The 17592-nt window shown below is 72.8% G+C and carries 14 protein-coding genes and 1 pseudogene; 8 read left to right on the plus strand and 7 right to left on the minus strand.

Annotation, left to right across the window (positions count from 1 at the left end; all coding sequences use genetic code 11):
• Positions 1-87 precede the first annotated feature (87 nt).
• The 5 genes from ACZ7LB_RS03190 to cseC all read left to right on the plus strand — a co-directional run bounded on the left by ACZ7LB_RS03190 (position 88) and on the right by cseC (position 5289).
• Complete coding sequence (locus ACZ7LB_RS03190) at positions 88-1056, plus strand: HhH-GPD family protein (RefSeq protein ID WP_471465135.1); 969 nt, start codon at positions 88-90, stop codon at positions 1054-1056.
• A gap of 486 nt (positions 1057-1542) precedes the next feature.
• Entirely contained in the window at positions 1543-2082 is a 540-nt protein-coding gene (locus ACZ7LB_RS03195; RefSeq protein ID WP_161228069.1) for a SigE family RNA polymerase sigma factor, read from the plus strand.
• On the plus strand, positions 2070-2747 hold the full coding sequence (locus ACZ7LB_RS03200) for a hypothetical protein (protein ID WP_471465136.1): 678 nt from the start codon (positions 2070-2072) through the stop codon (positions 2745-2747). Before ACZ7LB_RS03195 ends, ACZ7LB_RS03200 begins: the two co-directional genes overlap by 13 nt.
• Positions 2748-3161: 414 nt before the next feature.
• A complete protein-coding gene (cseB, locus tag ACZ7LB_RS03205; protein ID WP_471465137.1) occupies positions 3162-3863 on the plus strand; it encodes a two-component system response regulator CseB in 702 nt (233 codons plus the stop codon).
• 19 nt (positions 3864-3882) lie between these two features.
• Positions 3883-5289: a two-component system sensor histidine kinase CseC gene (gene cseC, locus ACZ7LB_RS03210; RefSeq protein WP_471465138.1), complete on the plus strand. Its 1407-nt coding sequence runs from the start codon at positions 3883-3885 to the stop codon at positions 5287-5289.
• 372 nt (positions 5290-5661) lie between these two features.
• Here the strand turns inward: cseC and ACZ7LB_RS03215 are convergent, their stop codons facing one another.
• Positions 5662-7350, minus strand: a complete 1689-nt coding sequence (locus ACZ7LB_RS03215) for an MDR family MFS transporter (protein WP_471465139.1) — start codon at positions 7348-7350, stop codon at positions 5662-5664.
• A gap of 135 nt (positions 7351-7485) precedes the next feature.
• On the opposite strand from ACZ7LB_RS03215, the gene ACZ7LB_RS03220 reads away from it, so the two are divergent.
• Complete coding sequence (locus ACZ7LB_RS03220) at positions 7486-8085, plus strand: TetR/AcrR family transcriptional regulator (protein WP_471465140.1); 600 nt, start codon at positions 7486-7488, stop codon at positions 8083-8085.
• A 109-nt stretch (positions 8086-8194) separates the two neighbouring features.
• Here ACZ7LB_RS03220 and ACZ7LB_RS03225 read toward each other — a convergent pair whose 3' ends face one another.
• A complete protein-coding gene (locus ACZ7LB_RS03225) occupies positions 8195-8866 on the minus strand; it encodes a M23 family metallopeptidase (protein WP_471465141.1) in 672 nt (223 codons plus the stop codon).
• Between the two features lie 1190 nt (positions 8867-10056).
• Here ACZ7LB_RS03225 and ACZ7LB_RS03230 point away from each other — a divergent pair.
• Positions 10057-10291 (plus strand): annotated as a pseudogene (locus ACZ7LB_RS03230) (pantoate--beta-alanine ligase); the annotation flags it as partial.
• Positions 10292-11948: 1657 nt separating this feature from the next.
• On the opposite strand, the gene ACZ7LB_RS03235 reads toward ACZ7LB_RS03230, so the two are convergent.
• Positions 11949-14477, minus strand: coding sequence for an ATP-dependent Clp protease ATP-binding subunit (locus ACZ7LB_RS03235; RefSeq protein ID WP_471465142.1), 2529 nt, complete (start codon positions 14475-14477; stop codon positions 11949-11951).
• A 430-nt stretch (positions 14478-14907) separates the two neighbouring features.
• On the opposite strand from ACZ7LB_RS03235, the gene ACZ7LB_RS03240 reads away from it, so the two are divergent.
• Positions 14908-15555, plus strand: coding sequence for an SCO3374 family protein (locus tag ACZ7LB_RS03240; RefSeq protein ID WP_471465591.1), 648 nt, complete (start codon positions 14908-14910; stop codon positions 15553-15555).
• A gap of 49 nt (positions 15556-15604) precedes the next feature.
• On the opposite strand, the gene ACZ7LB_RS03245 is transcribed toward ACZ7LB_RS03240, so the two are convergent.
• From ACZ7LB_RS03245 to ACZ7LB_RS03260, 4 genes are all read right to left on the minus strand, one after another.
• Positions 15605-15940, minus strand: coding sequence for a histone-like nucleoid-structuring protein Lsr2 (locus ACZ7LB_RS03245; RefSeq protein ID WP_161228076.1), 336 nt, complete (start codon positions 15938-15940; stop codon positions 15605-15607).
• Between the two features lie 304 nt (positions 15941-16244).
• Entirely contained in the window at positions 16245-16754 is a 510-nt protein-coding gene (locus ACZ7LB_RS03250) for an amino-acid N-acetyltransferase (RefSeq protein WP_471465143.1), read from the minus strand.
• A gap of 9 nt (positions 16755-16763) precedes the next feature.
• On the minus strand, positions 16764-17174 hold the full coding sequence (locus tag ACZ7LB_RS03255) for a BlaI/MecI/CopY family transcriptional regulator (protein ID WP_471465144.1): 411 nt from the start codon (positions 17172-17174) through the stop codon (positions 16764-16766).
• Between the two features lie 243 nt (positions 17175-17417).
• Complete coding sequence (locus tag ACZ7LB_RS03260) at positions 17418-17588, minus strand: hypothetical protein (RefSeq protein ID WP_471465145.1); 171 nt, start codon at positions 17586-17588, stop codon at positions 17418-17420.
• Between the last annotated feature and the right edge of the window lie 4 nt (positions 17589-17592).

Raw genomic sequence — 17592 nt, forward strand, 5'->3', positions numbered from 1 at the left:
CTCCCGGGTGACCTCGCGGCCCACTTCGTCGCGCCCGGGTGGCGGTGCGCCCGCGGGACGGCCGTCCCGTGGCAGGATCGGAGGGTCATGACTGCGCCCACGAAGCCCTCGCCCGACAACCCCGCCGTCCCCGCTCCCGTCCCCGGCCGCGACACCGCCCGGGACGCCGGGCACACCCCGTCCGGCACCGCGCTGCACGCCCCCGTCATCGGCTGGTTCGACGAGCACGCCCGCGACCTTCCCTGGCGGCGCCCGGAGGCCGGGGCGTGGGGCGTGATGGTCAGCGAGTTCATGCTCCAGCAGACGCCGGTGAACCGGGTCCTGCCCGTCTACGAGCAGTGGCTGGCCCGCTGGCCGCGCCCCGCCGACCTCGCCGCCGAGGCCCCCGGGGAGGCCGTCCGCGCCTGGGGCCGCCTCGGCTATCCGCGCCGCGCCCTGCGGCTGCACGGCGCCGCGTCGGCCATAACGGAGCGGCACGGCGGCGACGTCCCGTCGGACCACGCCCAGCTCCTCGCGCTGCCCGGCATCGGCGAGTACACCGCCGCCGCCGTCGCCTCCTTCGCCCACGGCCGGCGGCACGCCGTCCTGGACACCAACGTGCGCCGGGTCTTCGCCCGCGCCGTCACCGGTGTGCGGTACCCGCCGAACGCCACCACCGCCGCCGAGCGGCGGCTGGCCCGCGCGCTGCTGCCCGAGGAGGAGGCGACCGCCGCCCGCTGGGCCGCCGCCTCCATGGAGCTGGGCGCCCTGGTGTGCACCGCGCGCAACGAGGCGTGCCACCGCTGCCCGATCGCCGCGCAGTGCGCCTGGCGGCTGGCCGGCAAGCCCGAGCACGAGGGGCCGCCGCGCCGGGGCCAGACGTACGCGGGCACCGACCGGCAGGTGCGCGGCAGGCTGCTCGCGGTGCTGCGCGAGGCGCACACCCCGGTGCCGCAGTCGGCCCTCGACCGCGTCTGGCACGAGCCGGTGCAGCGGGCCCGCGCCCTGGACGGCCTCGTCTCCGACGGCCTGGTGGAGCCCCTGGCGGACGGCCGCTACCGGCTGCCGCTGAGCTGACCCGGGCCCGGCCGCGCGGCGCACGCGGCCGGCCCGCGGACGCGACGTCCTGCCCGCCACGCCGGTGAACGCGGTGGCCGGCGCTCCGGCGAACGCGGTGGCCGGCGCTCCCATGAAAGCGGTGCCCACCGCCGCGCTCATGGGCGCCCGGCCCCCGCGCAGGGTTCCGCCGCACCGTCCGCCGCGGGCCGTACCGGGACCCAACCGCGACCGCGTCGTACGGGACCCGGCTCCGGAGCGGGCACCCCGAGAACCGGGACACACCGCCCTGAAGAGGGACAAAGCCTCCGGCCGCCCTGCCCCGTTCCGCCCTCCGTTACACAACCGACGTACAGCCGATTGGTCGCCGAAGGCTCTCCCGCACAACGCCGTGACACCGCTTCCCTACCTTCGTGTCGTGGTCGTCGAGCACGACGACCGGAACGACGTTCAGGGCACCCGGCGACGACCACGCCGCGGTGAACGGGGAACACGGAGGCGGTCCACATGGCGCAGGGCGAGGTGCTTGAGTTCGAGGAGTACGTCCGCACGCGGCAGGAGGCGCTGCTGCGCAGCGCCCGCCGCCTGGTCCCGGACCCGGTCGACGCCCAGGACCTGCTGCAGACCGCGCTGGCCCGCACCTACGGCCGCTGGGAGACCATCGAGGACAAGCGGCTGGCGGACGCCTATCTGCGCCGGGTCATGATCAACACCCGGACCGAGTGGTGGCGGGCGCGGAAGCTGGAGGAGGTGCCGACCGAGCAGCTCCCCGAGTCCTGCGTCGACGACGCCGCCGAGCAGCACGCGGACCGCGCCCTGCTGATGGACGTGCTGAAGGTGCTCGCCCCGAAGCAACGCAGTGTCGTCGTGCTGCGACACTGGGAGCAGATGTCAACAGAGGAGACGGCCGCCGCGCTCGGCATGTCGGCCGGAACGGTCAAGAGCACGCTGCACCGGGCGCTCGCCCGGCTCCGCGAGGAGCTGGTCGCCCGCGACCTGGACGCACGCGCGCTGGAGCGTGAGGAGCAGGAGCGTTGCGCGGCCTGACCGTCGGCCGAAAGCCCGCGAGGGCGGCCCGGGGCACCCCACCGGCGACGAACGCGGCGTTGGCCGTGTTCGTCGCCCTCGGCGTCTCCCTCTCCGCCTGCTCCGCGGGCGGGACCGGTGCCCGGGACGAGGGACCGGCCCACGCGGACTCGGTGGACGGCGTCCTCGCGTCCGTCTCCCCGGTGCCCTCACCGGCTCCCAGGGTCCCCGGACGGGTGGACGCGGTGCGGCTGATCAAGGACGACCCCGCGGTCTCCGACGAGGTCAAGCACGAGCTGAAGCCCTGCGTCGCCGACGAGTACCCGATCGACGTCTCCTACGGCCGGCTGACCACCGGCGCCGCCGCCGACGACGTCGTCGTCAACGTGCTGACCTGCGGGGACGCGGTGGGCATGGGCAGCTATGTGTACCGGGAGAAGAACGGCGCGTACGAGAACGTGTTCGTGGCCGAGGAGCCGCCGGTCTACGCGGAGATCGACCGGGGGGATCTGGTGGTGACGAAACAGGTCTACGACGACGGCGACCCGGTGTCGAACCCGTCCGGCGAGAACGTGATCACCTACCGGTGGTCGTCGGGCCGGTTCAACGAGACGTTCCGCACCCACAACGACTACAGCAGGGCGGCCGGCGCCGGGGCGATGCCCTCGGCGCAGCCGTCGGGCTGACGGAGGGGGCCGGTGCGCGGCGGACGCCCGGGGTCGGTGACGGCCGGGTGTCCCGCGTCCCGTGCCGGTCCGATGGCCGGTGCCGGTCCGATGGCCGGTGCCGCCGGTCTCCGGGAAGCCGTCGACGCCCCCGCGTCCGGAGGGAGGCCGGGGCCGGGCCCGCGTCCGGAGAGCTGCCGGGGCCGGGCCCGCGCGGACTGCCGGGCCGGACCGGCACGGGCATCCGGGCGGACCGGAGTTCCCCGGACCGGGCGTGAACCGTTCGGGCGGCCCGGACCGATGATGGGGTGAAGGCGGCACGACCCCCGGTGACACCGCGTCCGCCGGACCCGGGCAGACTCACCGAACACCGGGCGCGGGACGCTCGGGGGACCACAGAGGACACGAGCAACACCGAGGACAGAGAGCAGCGGGATGGCAGAGCAGACCCACGTCCTGTTCGTCGAGGACGACGACGTCATCCGCGAGGCCACCCAGCTCGCCCTGGAGCGGGTCGGCTTCGCGGTCACCGCGATGCCCGACGGCCTGTCGGGCCTGGAGGCGTTCCGGGCCCACCGCCCGGACATCGCCCTGCTGGACGTGATGGTGCCCGGTCTCGACGGCGTCAGCCTGTGCCGGAGGATCCGCGACGAGTCCACCGTTCCGGTGATCATGCTGTCGGCGCGGGCCGACTCCATCGACGTCGTCCTCGGCCTGGAGGCCGGCGCCGACGACTACGTCACCAAGCCGTTCGACGGCGCCGTCCTGGTCGCCCGCATCCGCGCCGTGCTGCGCCGCTTCGGCCACGCGGGCGGCGACCGGGCGGCCCTGGACGGCGCGGCGGACGACGGAGGGATGCTCGTCTTCGGCGAACTGGAGATCGACACCGAGGGCATGGAGGTGCGCCGGGCCGGGCGCCCGGTGGCGCTGACCCCCACCGAGATGCGGCTGCTGCTGGAGTTCTCCTCCGCTCCGGGCACCGTGCTCTCGCGCGACAAGCTGCTGGAGCGGGTGTGGGAGTACGGCTGGGGCGGTGACACCCGGGTGGTGGACGTCCATGTCCAGCGGCTGCGCACCAAGATCGGCCAGGACCGCATCGAGACGGTGCGCGGCTTCGGCTACAAGTTGAAGGCCTGAGCGGGGCGGGGGCGGGGACATGCGGGGGTTCTTCCGGCATCGCGCGGCCGTCCGGCCGGGGCGCTCCACCGTGTTCGCGGGCAGGGGCGCGGCCACGGGGTGGCGCGGCGGCATGCGCACGGGGCTCCGGTGGAAGCTCAGCGCGGCCATCGCCCTGGTCGGCGCGCTGGTCGCCGTCACCCTGAGCCTGGTCGTGCACAACGCGGCCCGGGTCCTGATGCTGGACAACGCGCGTGATCTCGCCGACGACCGGGTGCTGATCGCCCAGCGGAACTACGAGCTGTCGGGCCGGCTGAACTTCCCCAACACCAAGATCGACGATCCCGACCTCCCGACGGAGCTGCGCCGCCGGGTCGCGGACGGGCGCCGGGCCACCTACGTCACCGAGCGGGCCGACGGGGTGACGGACATCTGGGCCGCCGTGCCGCTCAAGGACGGGCACGTGATGTCCCTGCACTCCGGCTTCACCGACCGCAACGCCGACATCCTGAAGGACCTCGACCGGGCCCTGGTCATCGGTTCCATCGCGGTCGTCCTGGGGGGCAGCGCGCTGGGCGTGCTCACCGGGGGGCAGCTCTCCCGGCGGCTGCGCAAGGCCGCCGCCGCGGCCAACCGGGTCGCCAACGGCGAACCGCACGTCCGGGTGCGGGACGCCATCGGCGGAGTGGTGCGGGACGAGACGGACGATTTGGCCAGCGCCGTCGACGCGATGGCGGACGCGCTGCAGCAGCGGCTGGAGGCCGAGCGCCGGGTCACCGCGGACATCGCGCACGAGCTGCGCACCCCGGTGACGGGGCTGCTGACCGCCGCCGAGCTGCTGCCGCCGGGGCGGCCCACGGAGCTGGTCCTGGACCGGGCCAAGGCCATGCGCACCCTGGTCGAGGACGTGCTGGAGGTGGCCCGGCTGGACGGCGCCTCGGAGCGGGCCGAACTGCAGGACATCATGCTGGGCGACTTCGTGGCCCGGCGGGTGGCGGCCAAGGACCCGGACATCACCGTGCGCGTGGTGCACGAGTCGGAGGTCACCACCGATCCGCGCCGTCTGGAGCGGGTGCTGTTCAATCTGCTCGCCAACGCCGCGCGGCACGGCAGACCGCCCGTCGAGGTGAGCGTCGAGGGGCGGGTGATCCGGGTCCGCGACCACGGCCCCGGCTTCCCGGAGGCCCTGCTCGCCGACGGACCGAGCCGCTTCCGCACCGGCAGCGCGGACCGGGCCGGACACGGTCACGGACTCGGTCTGACCATCGCGGCGGGGCAGGCCCGTGTCCTGGGCGCCCGCCTCACCTTCCGCAACATACGTCCGGTCGGCGTCACCTCCGAGGCTCCTGCGGAGGGCGCGGTGGCCGTGCTCTGGCTCCCCGAGCACGCGCCCACCAACACGGGCAGCTATCCGACCCTGCCGGAACCGTCCCGCCCGATCCGCTGACCCGCCCGATCCGCCCGATCTGCTGACCGGCCCGATCCGCCGACCCGCCCTCCCGGGCACCGATCCGGGGACATTCGCAGGCACCGGGCCGCATCCAGGGCCCGAGTACGTGCCCGGGAGACGGGCGGCCGGAGGGCGGGCGAAGAGCTCCGCGCCCCGGCAAACGGGGGCAGGGGCAGTCCCGACAGACGGTTCCGGGACCGCTCTCCCCGCGACAACCGGTGCCTCCACGGCCGGGCCACGCACCGCATGGGACCCCAGCGACCTCATGGGCGCCCGAGGGGACCTCATGGGCACCCCAGGGCCCTCCCGAGGCGGACATGTGGAGGGGCCCCGGCCGCATCCGCGCGACCGGGGCCCCTCCGGACCGGATCAGACCCCCTTGGCCACCGGAGCCCGCTCCGCCGGGTCACCGGCACCGGCACCCGCGGCGGGCGCGGCGTCCGAGGAGTCCGAGGAGTCCGGGGCGGCATCCGCGGCGGTGCCGTCCGAGGGACCCGCGGGGGCGGCCGGCGCCGGGCCGGCTCCCTTGAGCGGGACCTCCTTGACGAAGACCGCCGCGACCAGCGCGAGCACCGCCACCACGGCGCCGAGCAGGAACGCCGCGTGCGTCCCCTCCGACACCGCGTGCTGGTACGCCTCGCGCAGGGCGACCGGCAGCTTGGCCAGGCTGCTCGCGTCGAGCTGCGCCGACTTCGCCGTCACGTCCGAGCCCAGGCCGCCCGCCCGCGCGGCCATGGCGTCCTGGACCTTGCTGTTGAACAGGGCGCCCATGATCGCGACACCGAAGGAGGAGCCGAGCGTACGGAAGAGGGTCGTGGACGAGGACGCGACGCCCATGTCCTTCATCTCCACGCTGTTCTGCGCCACCAGCATGGTGATCTGCATCAGACAGCCCATGCCGAGACCGACCACGGCCATGTAGAGGCCGGAGGTGAACCGGGTGGTGCCCGTGTCCATCAGCGACAGCAAGAAGAGTCCGCCGGTCATCAGCACGCTGCCGACCACGGGGAAGATCTTGTAGCGGCCGGTGCTGGTGGTGACCCGCCCGGCGACCATCGACGTGACGAGCATCGCGCCCAGCATCGGCAGGAGCAGCAGCCCGGAGTTGGTCGCCGACGCACCCTGCACCGACTGCTGGTACAGCGGCAGGAAGAGGGTGGCGCCGAACATCACGAAGCCCACGATGAAGCCGATCAGGGACATCAGCGTGAAGTTGCGGCTGCGGAAGATGTGCAGCGGCACGATCGGCTCGGCGGCCCTGGTCTGCCAGAACACGAAGCCGACCAGCGCGGCGACGCCGATCGCGATCAGCTCCATGATCCGCGCGGAGCTCCAGGCGTACTCGGTCCCGCCCCAGGTGGTGACCAGCACGACGGCGGTGATGCCGACCGTCAGCAGCGCGGCGCCGAGGTAGTCGATCCGCGCCTGGCTGCGCTTCTTCGGCAGGTGCAGCACGGCGGTCACGGCGACCAGCGCCACCGCGCCGAGCGGCAGGTTGATGTAGAAGGCCCAGCGCCAGCCCCAGTGGTCGGTGATGGTGCCGCCGACCAGCGGGCCGCCGATCATGGCCAGCGCCATGACGCCGGCCATCATGCCCTGGTACTTGCCCCGCTCCCGGGGCGGTATGAGGTCACCGATGATCGCCATGACGCCGACCATCAGACCGCCCGCGCCGAGGCCCTGGATCGCGCGGAAGCCGATGAGCTGGCCCATGTCCTGGGCCATGCCGCTGAGCGCCGAACCGATCAGGAAGATCACGATGGACGACAGGAACGAGCCCTTGCGCCCGTACATGTCGCCGATCTTGCCCCACAGCGGGGTGGAGGCCGCGGTGGCCAGCGTGTAGGCGGTGACCACCCAGGACAGGTGTGCCAGTCCCCCCAGCTCACCGACGATCGTCGGCATCGCGGTGCCGATGATCATGTTGTCGAGCATCGCGAGCATCATCGCGATCATCAGCGCGAGCAGGACCACCCGCACGTTCTTCGGTTGTTCGCCCCGGACCTCGTCGGCCCCGCCGGCCCCTTCGGCGGGGCCGCCCCTCGGTGTTCCGGCCATGACGTTCCACTCCCCCAGCTACCGCTACTTACTTGCCGCCCGGCAAGTTGACTAGACTCGGGAAAGGTAGACGCGTACTAGCCGGGCGTCAAGTAAGTTTTTGGAAAGTGCGCGGGTCGGAAGGCGGCGTGGGAGATGGACGGCACGATGGACGGCACCAGGCAGCAGCGGCGCCGCGGGAACACCCGGCAGCGCATCCAGGACGTGGCCCTCGGACTCTTCGCCGAGCAGGGATACGAGAAGACCTCGCTCCGCGAGATCGCGGAGAGCATCGACGTCACCAAGGCGGCGCTGTACTACCACTTCAAGACCAAGGAGGAGATCCTCGTCAGCGTCTTCGCGGACCGTACGCGGCCCATCGAGGAGCTGATCGAGTGGGGCCGGGGGCAGCCGCCCACCCTGGAGACCAAGCGGGAGATCATCCGCCGCTACAGCGAGGCGCTGGCGAACGCGGCCCCGCTGTTCCGCTTCATGCAGGAGAACCAGGCGGCCATCCGGGAACTGCGGATCGGCGAGATGTTCAAGGACCGCATGATGGGCCTGCGGGACATCCTGATCGACCCGGAGGCGGAGCTGGTAGACCAGGTCCGCTGTGTGAGCGCGCTGTTCACCCTGCACGCCGGGATGTTCGTGCTCCAGGACCTGGAGAAGGATCCCGGCAGACGGCACGAGGCGGTCATGGAGGTCGCCACCGACCTGATCACCCAGGCCCACCGGGGCACCCGGGACCCCTGAGGGCCACGCCGCGGCCTTCCGGAACACGGCAAACGGCCGGGCCGGGACCCCGTGGAGGGGTCCCGGCCCGGCCGTGGTCGCCGGTCTCAGCCGGCCGGTTCGGCCCGGATCAGACCGTCACGCCCTGGGCGCGCAGGAAGGTGACCGGGTTGACCGCCGAGCCGTAGTTCGGGGTCGTGCGGATCTCGAAGTGCAGGTGCGGACCGCTGGAGTTGCCGGTGTTGCCGGACTGCGCGATGTGCTGGCCGGTCTTGACGACCTGGCCGATCTTCACGTCGACACGGGACAGGTGGGCGTACTGGGAGTACGTGCCGTTGCCGTGCTTGATGACGACGGCGTTGCCGTAGGCGGGGCCGTCACCGGCGCCGTTGCCGCCGGCCTTGACGACGGTGCCACCGTGGGCGGCGACGACGTTGGTGCCGACCGGCACGGCGAAGTCCTGGCCGCTGTGCTTGGCCGCCCACATGCCGCCGTTCTGGGCGAAGCTGGCGGTCAGCGTGTAGCCCTTGACCGGGTCCACCCAGGACGCGGCGGCCTTCTTGACGTCGGCCGCCTTGACGGCCTTGGTGGTCTTGGCCGTCTGCGCGGCCTTCGCCTGGGCCGCCGCCTGCGCCTGGACGGCGCTCGCGACGGTCGAGGTGTTGGTGGCCGCCGTGCTGCTGGAGGCGGCCGCGACCCCGGCACCCAGGACGACCGAGGCTCCCAGACCGACGGACATGACGGCGGCGCGGGTGCGGAGGGTGGTCGTGCGGGGCTTACGGGTCGTGACACGCGAGAACATTCGAAACCTCATGGGGTCGGGTGCAAAGGAACGCCCTTCCGGCGACACGCGGTCGGTCACCGGGCTGGCTCCACCTTGGTAACCCGACCGACCCAAACCGCACAATGATGTGACCTACGACGACATCTAGTACTTCAACCCGATACTTCCTGAGCCCCAACAGAGCACCCAATCGGGACAAAAGCAGCTCAGAGGCCCGGAAATCCCCCCCTCCCATGGGGTGATATGCCCTCTTTCACCCCACTTGCGGCGCCCACTATTCCTCCTAGTACGCCCCGAGAGCCCTGTGCGGCACGTCACCGGGGACCTTGATCCACACACCCCCGGATGTGGTCCGGGCCACCCTTCGACGACCGAACCCGTGCTCCGCACAAGGCCGTTCGACAGGGCCGGAACATGGCCCAGGTCACAGAATCCGGGGGGCCGCGAGCCCTCCAGCGGGCCGATCCGCGCCGACGGGCCCTGCGTGCCGTCTCCGGAGACGAGTGCGGGGCCGCCCCGCACGGAACACGGAGCGTCGCGCGGCCCCGCACTGGGCGCCCCGACGCCGGCTGATCCCGACCCCGTGCGGGCCCCCGGCGCGGGGGCCGGGCCGGGCCGTGCCGCCGCGTACGCGGGCACCGTAGTGATCGGTCCGCCCGCCGGAGGCCAGTGCGGGGCCGCCCCGCGCGGGACGGAGCGTCGCGCGGCCCGCAGAACACCGGCTACCGGTTGGCCCGGCGAGGCTCCCGCACCGGCTGGGAGAAGCGCCCACGCCCCCTCGCCACACGCCCACACCCCAGCCGTACGGCCCACGCCCCGCGCGGCCCCGCCCGCACCCCACCGGGGCCGGGACCACCGGACCAGCCGCCGGCACCCGGGCACACCACCCCGCCGCGCCCGCCCCGGCCGCCTTGGCCACACCGGCCCCCGTCCCGCCCGCAGACCGCCGCCCGTAGGCAACGGCCACTTCCCTCAGCCCCATGGCCCCATGGCCCGGCGGCTCCATGGTCCGGCGGCCTCAGGGCCCCGACGGGAGAGCGCCCGTGGACAACGACGCCGCGGCCCCGCCCGTGCCGCCCGTCGACGCCCCGCCTGCCGCCCGGTCGTACGAAGGCCCCGTGGACGGCCCGGCGGGACGACGGCCACGTCCAGAGCCACGGGGCCCCGCAAGGCGCCCACCGCCCAGGACCGCCCCACGCTCCCGGCCGATTGCGCCAGCCGGGCCGCATCGCCCCGGAGCCCACCGGCCCGGCACGCTCCCGCCCCGAGCCCACCGAGCGCCCCGAGCCGGAGCGCGCCGTCCGCCACGCCGCCCTGATCCGCGCCGCGCGCGAGCGGGTCGGCGCCGACGGGGAGGTCGTCGTCACCGTCTTCGTCAACCCGCTCCAGTTCGGCGAGGCCGAGGACCTGGACCGCTATCCGCGTACCCGTGACCGGGGCCTACTTCGTTGGCGATGCCCTACCGGCCCCCTCGGCACGGGTCGAGGTGGAGGCCCGGGCGCGGGCGCGGACGCGGGCTCCAGCAGGCCGTGACCCGCGGTGACCGCCTCCCGCGACGGCGGCCGGATGCCCTACGCTCTGCCGCCGCGCCCCCTCGTCCGCGCACCCCCGTCCCGGCGCCCGGGTGGCACGGGCGCCCGGCGCCTTCCTCACCGCGGTCGGCTGCCCTCTCACCGCGCCCGACGGCCGGGCCGAGCGCCTCCTGACGGCCGGGTGGGACACGGTCCTCGTCGATGGCCTGGACGAGATCCACTCCACCGACCGCCACCGCGCCCAGGACCAGCTCCTCGGCCCGATCCGCGCCCGCCCCGGCAACCACCGGCTGTCCACCTCGCGCCCCTCCGTGCGCCCCGACCGGCTGGCCGACGAGGGCTTCGGCGGGCTGGCCCTCGTCCCAATGCGCGGATCGGGGTCGCCGCCTTCGTCCGCCGTCGGCACACGGCCGCCCAGGCCCCCGAAAACGAAGGGCGCGGCCCACGCCCGCGCCGGGGAGCGGGCCACCCTGCCGCGCCGACTGCCGACGCCGGACGGCCCCGGTTCACCTGCCGGCCCCGGCCCGCCCGGAGCACGCCACCACGCGCGCCGCCCCCTCGGCACGGGCCGGGGTGGAGGCCCCGGCGGGCGCGCTGCGGAACTCCCGCGCTGCAGGCCGCGCGGAGGGCCCGGGCCGCTCTCGGCGCGCCTCACCGGGCCGACCCCTCGCGAGCGTGCCCGAGGCGGTCAGGCTCGGGCGGGCCGGACCGCCTCGGGAGGCTGTCGGTGTCGGACGTTCCCCTTCCCGGGACGCCCCGACCGGTTCCGGGCGCCCCCATCCCGGGCATGCAGGGAGCGCGGGAACGGCCCCGGTGGGCCGCAGAGCCCGCAGGGCCAACAGGACCACCACCGGGAGACAGCGGCCGATCAAGCCCCTGAACAGCGAAAGCGGACCCCGCGCAGGGAGCCGGAGTTCCCCCTCCCTCGGGCCGTCCTGGACACCCCGCCCCCGGCCTCGGCACCACCGGGACCACCGGCCCGCGCGGGCTCTCGCATCCCGTCCTGGACACTCCGCCACCCGGGCCTCGGCACCACCGGCACCACCGGCACCACCGGCACCACCGGCACCACCGGCACCACTGGGGCCACCGGCACCGCGGGGACCACCGGCCCGCGCGGACTCTCGCATGCGAACGCCCCGCGTCCGCTCGGGCCCTCTCCCCGGGCGCCCCGCTGACCGCCGGGGGCCCCGGTGGCCGGGCCGATGTCACCCGGCTCCCCCGGCCGACCGGCCTGCCGCCGTTCGCGACGTTCTCCCGGGGCTGCCTCGGGCCCCTGCCGGACCCGGTCCCGGTCCCGCCCGGCATCAGGTTCCCGTCACCGGCCGCCGTCGAGCAGACGGAGGGCTCGCACTCCGCTCCCCCGCTCCGGGGATGCGCACGGGCGCCCTGCACGACTCGCCGCCCGGCCCGCCCCGGCCCGCGCCGCCGCCCCTTCCCCGAGGCCCGGGGCCCGGGGCCAGGTCCCAGGGACCGGGGCCCGGAGCACGCCCTCGGCCCCGACACGGCGAAAGGGGCCACCCGGGACCGAAGTCCCGGGCAGCCCCTTCACCGGCTCACCCGGAGGGCTACGCCTCCTTGCTCAGGTTCGGACCGGCGCCGCCGGCCGCCTGCTCGATCGGCGGGGCGTCGGGCAGCGCCGACTTCTCCTCGCCGCGGAAGGTGAAGGTCTTGGCCTCGCCCTCGCCCTCCGTGTCCACGACCACGATGTGGCCGGGGCGCAGCTCGCCGAAGAGGATCTTCTCCGAGAGCGTGTCCTCGACCTCGCGCTGGATGGTGCGCCGCAGCGGACGCGCGCCCAGCACCGGGTCGTAGCCCTTCTTGGACAGCAGCTCCTTGGCGGACTGGGAGAGCTCGATGCCCATGTCCCGGTCCTTGAGGCGCTCGTCCACCTTGGCGATCATCAGGTCGACGATCGCCAGGATGTCGTCCTGGGTGAGCTGCGGGAAGACGACCACGTCGTCGACGCGGTTGAGGAACTCGGGGCGGAAGTGCTGCTTCAGCTCGTCCGACACCTTGTTCTTCATGCGCTCGTAGTTGGTCTTCGTGTCGCCCGCGGCGGCGAAGCCCAGGTTGAAGCCCTTGGAGATGTCCCGGGTGCCGAGGTTGGTCGTCATGATGATGACCGTGTTCTTGAAGTCCACGACCCGGCCCTGGGAGTCGGTCAGGCGACCGTCCTCCAGGATCTGCAGCAGCGAGTTGAAGATGTCCGGGTGGGCCTTCTCGACCTCGTCGAAGAGGACGACCGAGAACGGCTTGCGGCGGACCTTCTCCGTGAGCTGGCCGCCCTCCTCGTAGCCCACGTAGCCGGGGGGCGAACCGAAGAGGCGCGAGACCGTGTGCTTCTCGCTGAACTCCGACATGTCGAGGGAGATCAGCGCGTCCTCGTCGCCGAACAGGAACTCCGCGAGGGCCTTGGACAGCTCGGTCTTACCGACACCGGACGGACCGGCGAAGATGAACGAGCCACCGGGGCGCTTCGGGTCCTTCAGACCGGCCCGCGTACGGCGGATCGCCTTGGACAGCGCCTTGACGGCGTCGATCTGGCCGATGACGCGCTTGTGGAGCTCCTCCTCCATGCGCAGCAGGCGGGAGGACTCCTCCTCGGTCAGCTTGAAGACCGGGATGCCCGTGGCGGTGGCGAGGACCTCGGCGATCAGCTCGCCGTCGACCTCGGCGACGACGTCCATGTCGCCGGCCTTCCACTCCTTCTCCCGCTTGGCCTTGGCGGCGAGGAGCTGCTTCTCCTTGTCGCGCAGCGAGGCGGCCTTCTCGAAGTCCTGCGAGTCGATCGCGGACTCCTTGTCCCGGCGGACACCGGCGATCTTCTCGTCGAACTCGCGCAGGTCCGGCGGCGCGGTCATCCGGCGGATGCGCATCCGGGAGCCGGCCTCGTCGATCAGGTCGATCGCCTTGTCCGGCAGGAAGCGGTCCGAGATGTAACGGTCGGCCAGGGTGGCGGCCTGGACCAGGGCCTCGTCCGTGATGGAGACGCGGTGGTGGGCCTCGTAGCGGTCGCGCAGGCCCTTGAGGATCTCGATGGTGTGCGGCAGCGACGGCTCCGCGACCTGGATCGGCTGGAAGCGGCGCTCCAGGGCCGCGTCCTTCTCCAGGTGCTTGCGGTACTCGTCGAGCGTGGTGGCGCCGATGGTCTGCAGCTCACCGCGGGCCAGCATCGGCTTCAGGATGGAGGCCGCGTCGATGGCGCCCTCGGCGGCACCCGCACCGACCAGCGTGTGCAGCTCGTCGATGAACAGGATGATGTCGCCGCGGGTGCGGATCTCCTTGAGGACCTTCTTCAGGCGCTCCTCGAAGTCACCGCGGTAGCGGGAGCCGGCGACCAGCGCGCCGAGGTCCAGGGTGTAGAGGTGCTTGTCCTTGAGGGTCTCGGGCACCTCGCCCTTGACGATGGCCTGCGCGAGGCCCTCGACGACGGCGGTCTTGCCGACGCCGGGCTCACCGATCAGGACCGGGTTGTTCTTGGTCCGGCGGGAGAGCACCTGCATGACCCGCTCGATCTCCTTCTCGCGCCCGATGACCGGGTCGAGCTTGGACTCACGAGCGGCCTGGGTGAGGTTCCGGCCGAACTGGTCGAGCACCAGGGAGGTGGAGGGCGTGCCTTCGGCGGGGCCGCCGGCGGTGGCGGTCTCCTTGCCCTGCTGGTAACCGGAGAGCAGCTGGATGACCTGCTGGCGCACCCGGTTGAGGTCGGCGCCCAGCTTCACCAGGACCTGGGCGGCAACGCCCTCGCCCTCGCGGATCAGGCCGAGCAGGATGTGCTCGGTGCCGATGTAGTTGTGTCCCAGCTGAAGCGCCTCGCGGAGCGACAGCTCCAGCACCTTCTTGGCACGGGGAGTGAAGGGAATGTGACCCGACGGGGCCTGCTGGCCCTGCCCGATGATCTCCTCCACCTGCTGGCGGACCGCCTCGAGCGAAATCCCGAGGCTCTCAAGGGCCTTGGCGGCGACACCCTCACCCTCGTGGATCAGGCCCAGGAGGATGTGCTCGGTGCCGATGTAGTTGTGGTTGAGCATCCGGGCTTCTTCCTGAGCCAGGACGACAACCCGCCGCGCGCGGTCGGTGAACCTCTCGAACATCGTTAATCGCTCCTCAGAGCGGTCAGGCAGTAAGGGGAACTTCCCCTCCCTGTCCTTCCGCAGCTTAGTCCCGCAAGCGGGGACCGCTCATTCCAACTGCCGACACCGTCGATGGCCTCCTGACCCCTGACGCCGACATCTGCCACAACCCGATGGTGCGAGACGATGTTCCCGCAGGCCAGGCACTTACCCCACTCGCCAGTACGCCGATGGCGAACGCGAGACGGCCCATTCTGCGTGTCGCCCCCTCCCACTAGGGATGTCTTACCCGCCGGTGCCGAGACTCCATGCGGCGCGCCCCCGTTTCCTCCGCTACGGGCGAACACCCTTGCACGGCCCCGCGCCCCCGCACGCCCCCATTTCCCGCACGCTCCGCGATTGGTCCGGCACTCAGCGTAACTCGGGGGGTCCGCTGGCGGTTGCAGTGGACATGATTGGCGTCCCGCCCCACGCCCCCGCGCCCGCCCTGCCGCTCCCCCGCCGACCCGCCGCCGTGGACGGCCCGCGGGAGGGGGCCCGGTGGTGGTACGAGAACGCGCTCGGCTGGCCGGTGCTGCCGGGGACCCCGCTCCGGCTGAGGACGGGTGTCCTCTTCGACGTGCTGGAGGTGCCCGCCGGGGCCGGGCGCGCGGCCCTGCGGAGACTGGGCGCGGGGGCGTCCGCGGGAGCCGGTGGCGCCGGGGACGCGGAGGGCGGGGGCACGGGGCCGGGCTTCCCCGTGGCCGTGCGGGGCGGGCGCATGCTGCTGCTGGTGGCCGCCGGCGCGGCGGAGGAGCTGCCGGGGCTGCTGGAGTGGCTGGAGTGGGGTCCGCCGGCCCTGGATCTGACGGCGTCGGGCGCCGGAGGGTGCGTGGAGGCACCGCTGCCGCCCTCGCCGGCCGGCTCCCCCGTGGGCCGCGGCGGTTCGCAGGGGGCCGCCGTGTGGCTGCGGCCCCCCGTGCCGGGTCGCGAGGCCGTTTGCCCGCTTCCGGCGCTGTCGGCCGTGGCGGGCCCGTCGCGCGCCCCCGATCTCGCACGACTCGTCCACACCCTGGCGACGCAGGTCCACCGGACGCGACTGTCCCGGGCCGCGCGGTAGCGCGCGGGAACGGCGTCCACGGGCACGCGGCCCGCGGCCGGACCGGTGATCAGCCGTTGGCCTTCTCGTACTCCTCGCGGATCGCCTGGGGAACGCGGCCGCGGTCGTTGACCTCCAGGCCCCGCTCCTTCGCCCAGGCACGGATCGCCGCGGTGTCCTGGCTGCCGCCGGACGCCGCGCGCGCCTTGCCCCGACCGCCGGAAGCACGGCCACCGGTACGGCGTCCGCCCTTCACATACGGGTCGAGAAGGCCGCGGAGCTTGTCCGCATTGGCGGTGGTGAGATCGATCTCGTATGTCTTGCCGTCCAGCGCGAACGTCACGGTCTCGTCTGCCTCGCCACCGTCGAGGTCGTCGACAAGAAGGACCTGAACCTTCTGTGCCACCGGATTTCCTTTCATCGATAACGTGAGGGTCGGAGGTCCGCCGGCGTCCGCCGTATCGCCGCCCCTTGTTATATGCAGTACAGCAGTACGCCGGAAAGCAAACCGCTTTTGCCCGGAAAACACAAACCCCCGGCCGGGACTCGTGGTCCCGGCCGGAGCACTCCGGACCTGAAAGTTGCGCGTTTCGGACATAGGGACCGCGTGCGGCGCCCCGCCGAATAAACGCGGGGAACGGCCGCCGATGCCGGGGATGATGCGCGGTGATCGCGGCCGATCCCCGATGTCACTTGGCGAAGTCCGGCGATCACAGATGCAGAAGCATGCGGCTGTTGCCCAGGGTGTTCGGTTTCACCCGTTCGAGACCCAGGAACTCCGCTACGCCCTCGTCATAGGAACGCAGCAGCTCCGCGTACACGTCCCGGTCGACCGGGGTCTCCCCGATCTCCACGAAGCCGTGCCTGCTGAAGAAGTCCACTTCGAAGGTCAGGCAGAATACCCGGCGAACGCCCAGCGTGCGTGCGGTCTCCAGTAACTTCTCCAGCAACTGGTGGCCGACGCCGGCCCCCTTCAGACCGGGCTTCACCGCGAGAGTCCGCACTTCCGCCAGGTCTTCCCACATCACGTGCAGGGCACCGCAGCCGACGACCTCGCCGTTGTCGTCCCGTTCCGCGACCCAGAACTCCTGGATGTCCTCGTAAAGCGTCACCATCGCTTTGTCGAGGAGGATGCGCTCGCGGACGTAGGCGTCGAGGAGCCTGCGTACGGCCGGGACATCGCTGGTGCGGGCCCTCCGGACGGTGATGGCTTTTGGCATGGGGGGACGCTATCGCCCGCCCGTGCCGGGAACGGAACCGGGGTTCGGGTCGGGTTCCGGGTTCCGTGATTCCGGGGCCTGGACGATACGGATGGCGTCGGCCAGCGCCCCCCGCTGTTCCTCGCTCATCATGCCGAAGAAGGCCACCAGCGCGGCGGCGGGGTTGTCGCTCTGCGACCAGGCGTCGTTCATCAGTGCGGCGGCGTAGGCGGCCCGGGTGGAGACGGCCTCATATCGATAGGCCCGGCCTTCCGCCTCGCGGCGCACCCAGCCCTTCTGATGAAGATTGTCCAAAACCGTCATCACTGTGGTGTAGGCGATGGACCGTTCCTGTTGGAGGTCTTCGAGGACTTCCCGGACGGTGACCGGGCGGTTCCACTTCCACACCCGCGTCATGACCGCGTCTTCGAGTTCTCCCAAGGGGCGAGGCACGATCAGAACAATACGGGGGAAACAGGACATTCGACGACTGGACGTGCTCCCGCGTCGGCGAATCACCACAAAAAGGGCGTACGACGGATGCCGGGGCACGCGTCGTACGCGGAGGTGCCGAGCGGTGCCGCGAGGTCACGGCACGGAGGGGGAGGTGCGCCGGCCCGGTCGGCGCGGGCGCGGCGCGGTACGGCACCGGGCCGCCCCGTCGTGCCGCGCCACGCCGGGGAGTCAGGACTCCTGGCGGGCCGCGGTGCCGTCCGTCCGGGCGAGGGCGGCGTCCACGGCCGCGTCCTCCTTGGCCTTGTTGGCGCCGCCCTGGGTCTTCACGATCACCCTGATCACGCCGATGAAGAGCGCCGCCATGACGAACGGGGGCGTAAGCGCGGAAACGTATTCCATGGCT

Source organism: Streptomyces sp. NPDC107521 (assembly GCF_055598485.1).